This is a genomic window from Rhizobacter sp. P1_G5 (genome assembly GCF_056405435.1).
In genome coordinates, this window is the sequence record NZ_JBFUCB010000436.1 from 1 (window position 1) to 5,310 (window position 5,310).

Here is a 5,310-nt window from a genome sequence, read left to right on the forward strand (position 1 = left end):
GCCAAGGCCTGACCATGAAATTCATCGACACCGCCCGCGACCCCTGGCGCACCATCACCGGCGAAGACGGCCCGATGGTCACGCTGACGCCCGCCCCGAACAGCCTGCTGTCGCTCGCGCAATGGCACAGCGTGCGCAGCACCTGGCCGGCCGGCATGGCCGTCGGCGTGCAGTTCCCGAACGATGCTGACATCGAGGACCTGGCCGAGGACCTGCCGCGGCTCGCGCTGGTCGTGCTGAACTTCCCGAAGTGGGTCGACGGCCGCGCCTACAGCCAGGCCCGGCTGCTGCGCTCGCGTTATCGCTATGCCGGCGAGGTGCGCGCCACCGGCGAGGTGCTGGTCGACATGATGCCGCTGCTGCAGCGCACCGGCTTCGATGCCGTGGCGCTGCGCGCCGACCAGTCGATCGAGGTGGCCGAGCGCGCGCTGAACTTCTTCCCCGGCCACTACCAGGCCGACGTCACCGAGCACCGCCCGCTGTTCAAGCGCCCGGCCGGCCAGGAGACGACCAACCGCGAGTTCAACCAGGCGGGCTCGGCGATATGAGCGCCATCACCCTCTACGCCCGCCGGACGGCCGGCTTCGACGAGCGCGTCGCGCACGCGGTGGCGGTGCTGAAGCAGGCGGCCGCCGAGCACCCGGGCCGCGTCGTGCAGGCCACCAGCCTGGGCGCCGAGGACATGGTGCTGACCGACCTGATCGCGCGCCACGGCATCCCGATCGCGATCGGCACGCTCGAGACCGGCCAGTTGCACGAGGAAACGCTCGCGCTGGTGCCGCGCATCGAGCAGCGCTACGGCCTGGCCGTCGAGGTCTACCGCCCCGAGGCCGACGCGGTGATCCACTTCGTGAAGAACCACGGCGAGCGCGCGATGTACGAGAGCATCGACCTGCGCAAGGGCTGCTGCGGAATCCGCAAGCTGGAGCCGCTGTCGCGCATGCTGGCGCAGCGCAGCGCATGGGTCACCGGCCTGCGCCGCGAGCAGTCGAACAACCGCGGCGAGGTGCCGTTCAGCGAGCCCGACGACAAGGGCCGCATCAAGTTCAACCCGCTGGCCGACTGGAGCTGGAACGACGTGTGGCAGTACATCGCGTCGAACGACGTGCCGTACAACCCGCTGCACGACCAGTTCATGCCGAGCATCGGCTGCGCGCCGTGCACGCGCGCGATCGCGGTGGGCGAGGATTTCCGCGCCGGCCGCTGGTGGTGGGAAGACGAGAAGGCGAAAGAGTGCGGATTGCACGTGCACGGGGCCGAAGAGGCCGCCGTGTCGATGATCGGAGACCGGAAATGAATGCCCCGCTGACCGTGGAACAACTGCTGCCGCAGCTCGACCACAGCCACCTCGACTGGCTCGAGGAAGAAGCCATCTTCATCCTGCGCGAGACCGTCGCCGCGTTCGAGCGCCCGGCCCTGCTGTTCTCGGGCGGCAAGGATTCGTGCGTCGTGCTGCGCCTGGCCGAGAAGGCCTTCAAGACCAAGGGTGCCGACGGCGAGTACAAGGGCCGCCTGCCCTTCCCGCTGCTGCATGTCGACACCGGCCACAACTTCCCGGAAGTGATCGAGTTCCGCGACCGCCGCGTCGCCGAGATGGGCGAGCGGCTGGTCGTCGGCCACCTCGAGGATTCGATCCAGCGCGGCACGGTGCGCCTGTCGCACCCGCTGGAGTCGCGCAACGGCCACCAGACGGTCGCGCTGCTCGAGGCGATCGAAGAGCACCGCTTCGACGTGCTGATGGGTGGCGCCCGCCGCGACGAGGAGAAGGCCCGCGCGAAGGAGCGCATCTTCTCGCACCGCGACAGCTTCGGCCAATGGCAGCCGAAGGAGCAGCGCCCCGAGCTGTGGACGCTGTTCAACACCCGCATCAAGCCGGGCGAGCACATGCGYGCGTTCCCGATCAGCAACTGGACCGAGCTCGACGTGTGGCTGTACATCGCCCGCGAGAACATCCCGCTGCCGAAYCTGTACTACGCACACGACCGCCAGGTGATCCGCCGCAAGGGCCTGCTGGTGCCGCTGACCGACGTGACGCCGCCGGAAGCCGGCGAGGTGGTCGAGACGGCCGAGGTGCGCTTTCGMACCGTCGGCGACATGACCTGCACCTGCCCGGTCGAGAGCCCGGCCGCCAACGCGACCGAGATCGTCGCCGAGACGCTGAAGGTGACGGTGAGCGAGCGCGGCGCGACCCGCATGGACGACCGCACSTCSGAYGCSTCGATGGAACGCCGCAAGAARGARGGYTAYTTCTGATGAGCACGCCGCAAGTTCAAGTGAAAGACCACCGCGCCTTGAGGTTCCTCACCGCCGGCAGCGTCGACGACGGCAAGAGCACGCTGATCGGCCGGCTGCTGTTCGACAGCCGCGCGATCCTGGCCGACCAGCTCGACACGCTGGAGAAGCGYGCCGCCGGTGCGCCGATCGACCTGTCGCTGCTGACCGACGGCCTGGAGGCCGAGCGCGAGCAAGGCATCACGATCGACGTGGCCTACCGCTACTTCGCGACCAAGCAGCGCAAGTTCATCATCGCCGACGCSCCCGGCCATGAGCAGTACACCCGCAACATGGTGACGGCCGCGGCCGGCAGCGATGCGGCGGTCGTGCTGGTSGACATCACCAAGCTCGACACCCACGCCAGCCCGATGCCGYTGCTCGCGCAGACSCGCCGCCATGCRCTGCTGGCGCACCTGCTGCGCGTGCCGAACATCGTCTTTGCGGTCAACAAGCTCGATGCGGTGGCCGACCCGGCGCAGGCCTTCGCGGCSACGAAGACCGCGCTGCTCGCGTTCGCGCAGCAGGCCGGCATCGCGGTGGCCGGCGTGATCCCGGTGTCGGCGCTGCGCGGCGACAACGTCACGCAGCCGCTGGCCGCCGACTGGTATGACGGCCCGTCGCTGCTGCAGCTGCTGGAAGCCCTGCCGGCGYTGCAGGAGCGCAAGGACGGCGACCTGCTGATCCCCGTGCAGTACGTGTCGCGCGAGGGCGAAGGCACCGGCAACCAGCCGCGCACGCTGTACGGCCGCGTCGCCCACGGCCGCGTGAAGGCCGGCGACACGGTGCAGGTGTTCCCGAGCAACCAGACCGCGGTGGTGGCCGAGGTGCGCCTGGCCGGCGACGTGGTCGATGTSGTCGAGGCSGGKCARTCGGCGGGGGTCGTGCTGGATCGCCAGCTCGAYRTCTCGCGCGGCGACTGGATCGCGACGCCGCAGACCATCCACGAGACGCAGCGCTTCAGCGCGACGCTCGCCTGGCTCGACACCGAGCCGGCGGTCATCGGCCGCAAGTACTGGGTGCGCCACGGCAACCGCTGGGTGCAGGCGCGCATCACCGCGATCGAGAGCCGGCTCGACATCCACACGCTGGAGGCGATCGATGCGCACCAGCTGGCCGTCAACGAGATCGGCCACGTGATCGTCGAGACGCAGCAGGCGCTGCCGGTCGAGGCCTACGCGTCGAACCGCGTCGGCGGCGCGCTGATCATCGTCGACCCGGCCAGCAACCGCACCAGCGGGGCACTGCTGGTCAAGGGAGCCGCCTGATGGCCCTGGGTCGCGTGATCTTCATCGGCGCGRGTCCCGGCTCGGCCGACCTGATCACCGTGCGCGGCGCGCAGYGGCTGGCGCAGGCCGACGTGGTACTGTTCGACGCGCTGACCGACCCGGCGCTGCGCGCCCATGCGCCGCGTGCGCGCTGGATCAACGTCGGCAAACGCGGCTTCTGCGACAGCACCGGCCAGCAGACGATCAACGCGCTGCTGGTGAAGCATGCGAACGAGGTGGCGACCGTCGTGCGCCTGAAGGGCGGCGACCCGAGCGTGTTCGGCCGGCTCGAGGAAGAGCTGATCGCGCTGGTCGAGGCCGGCATCGCCTGCGAAGTGGTGCCCGGCGTCACGGCCGCGATCGCCGCCGCCGCCGCCACGCAGCGCCCGCTGACCCGCCGCGGCGCCGGCCGCAGCGTCAGCCTGACCACCGCGATGACGCAGACGCGCGAACTGCGCGCCGCCCGCAGCGCCGACACCGAGGTGTTCTACATGGCCGGCAAGCAGCTCGCGGCGCTGGCGCGCGGCCTGCTGGACAGCGGCTGGCCGGCCGACACACCCGTCAGCGTGGTCTCGCGCGCCGGCTGGCCCGACCAGTTGCACAGCGACCACACGCTGCAGACCCTGCCCCGCGCCAGCCTGCTGCACGCCGGGCGTCCGACCGTCGTCACCGTGGGCGAAGGGGCCCGATCCGTGGTGGCAGAACCAGTTGCTGCAAAGCAAGCAAAAGCCCCTGCCAAGGACCTCGCGCTTCCGGTGAAAACCCCAAGCCCTTAAAATCGCTCGTTTTGCCATCCGGCACGGCAGCTTTCAGGCACCTTTTTCTTCTTATTTCGAGCCAGCACCATGACCCACGTCGTCACCGAAGCATGCATCCGTTGCAAGTACACCGATTGCGTCGACGTGTGTCCGGTCGATTGCTTCCGCGAAGGCCCGAACTTCCTGACGATCGATCCGGACGAGTGCATCGACTGCGCCGTGTGCATTCCCGAGTGCCCGGTCAACGCGATCGTTCCGGAAGAGGATGTCCCCGGCGACCAGGTCCACATGATCAAGATCAACGCCGATCTGGCGAAGAAATGGCCCAGCATCACCAAGCGCAAGGCTGCGCTGCCCGATGCGGACGAGTGGAAAGACAAGACGGGCAAGCTGTCCGAACTGATCAAGTAATCCCGCAAGAACAATTCACCTGACCTGCCATGGAACCGAACGCCAACGTGGAGATTTCAAAGACTGCCGGCTCGCACGACGGCCCCATCGAGACCGATGCCGTCATCGTGGGCGCYGGCCCCGTCGGCCTGTTCCAGGTCTTCGAACTCGGCCTGCTCGAGATCAAGGCCCACATCATCGACTCGCTCGCCTACCCGGGCGGCCAGTGCATCGAGCTGTACCCCGACAAGCCGATCTACGACATCCCGGCCGTGCCGGTGTGCACCGGCAAGGAGCTGACCGACAACCTGCTGAAGCAGATCGAGCCGTTCGGCGCCACCTTCCACCTCGGCCAGGAAGTGACCGTGGTGCAGAAACAGGAAGACGGCCGCTTCTACGTCGAGACGACCAAGGGCACGCGCTTCCTGACGAAGACGATCTTCATCGCCGGCGGCGTGGGCTCGTTCCAGCCGCGCCTGCTGAAGGTCGACGGGCTCGACAAGTTCGACGACACGCAGCTGTTCTACCGCGTGAAGAACCCGGCGCAGTTCGCCGGCAAGAACCTGGTGATCGTCGGCGGCGGCGATTCGGCGCTCGACTGGACGCTGAACTTCGTGCAGGAC

At 68.6% G+C, this 5,310-nt stretch carries 7 protein-coding genes; all 7 read left to right on the forward strand.

What is annotated here, in order from left to right; translation table 11 throughout:
- A partial coding sequence (locus tag AC1D12_RS23815) for a DUF934 domain-containing protein (protein ID WP_477843279.1) occupies positions 1–548 on the forward strand: 548 nt, incomplete at its 5' end.
- Positions 545–1,297, forward strand: coding sequence for a phosphoadenylyl-sulfate reductase (locus tag AC1D12_RS23820; RefSeq protein ID WP_477827314.1), 753 nt, complete (start codon positions 545–547; stop codon positions 1,295–1,297). The genes AC1D12_RS23815 and AC1D12_RS23820, both read left to right, overlap by 4 nt.
- Entirely contained in the window at positions 1,294–2,253 is a 960-nt protein-coding gene (cysD, locus tag AC1D12_RS23825) for a sulfate adenylyltransferase subunit CysD (RefSeq protein ID WP_477827315.1), read from the forward strand. Before AC1D12_RS23820 ends, cysD begins: the two co-directional genes overlap by 4 nt.
- Positions 2,253–3,539 (forward strand): sulfate adenylyltransferase subunit 1, encoded by a 1,287-nt coding sequence (locus tag AC1D12_RS23830; RefSeq protein WP_477843281.1) that lies wholly within the window; start codon positions 2,253–2,255, stop codon positions 3,537–3,539. Before cysD ends, AC1D12_RS23830 begins: the two co-directional genes overlap by 1 nt.
- Before the next feature lie 5 nt (positions 3,540–3,544).
- Entirely contained in the window at positions 3,545–4,315 is a 771-nt protein-coding gene (gene cobA, locus AC1D12_RS23835; RefSeq protein WP_477843285.1) for a uroporphyrinogen-III C-methyltransferase, read from the forward strand.
- 69 nt (positions 4,316–4,384) lie between these two features.
- Complete coding sequence (gene fdxA, locus AC1D12_RS23840; RefSeq protein ID WP_047508765.1) at positions 4,385–4,708, forward strand: ferredoxin FdxA; 324 nt, start codon at positions 4,385–4,387, stop codon at positions 4,706–4,708.
- A gap of 29 nt (positions 4,709–4,737) precedes the next feature.
- On the forward strand, positions 4,738–5,310 hold a 573-nt coding region (locus AC1D12_RS23845; RefSeq protein ID WP_477843283.1), incomplete at its 3' end, for an NAD(P)/FAD-dependent oxidoreductase.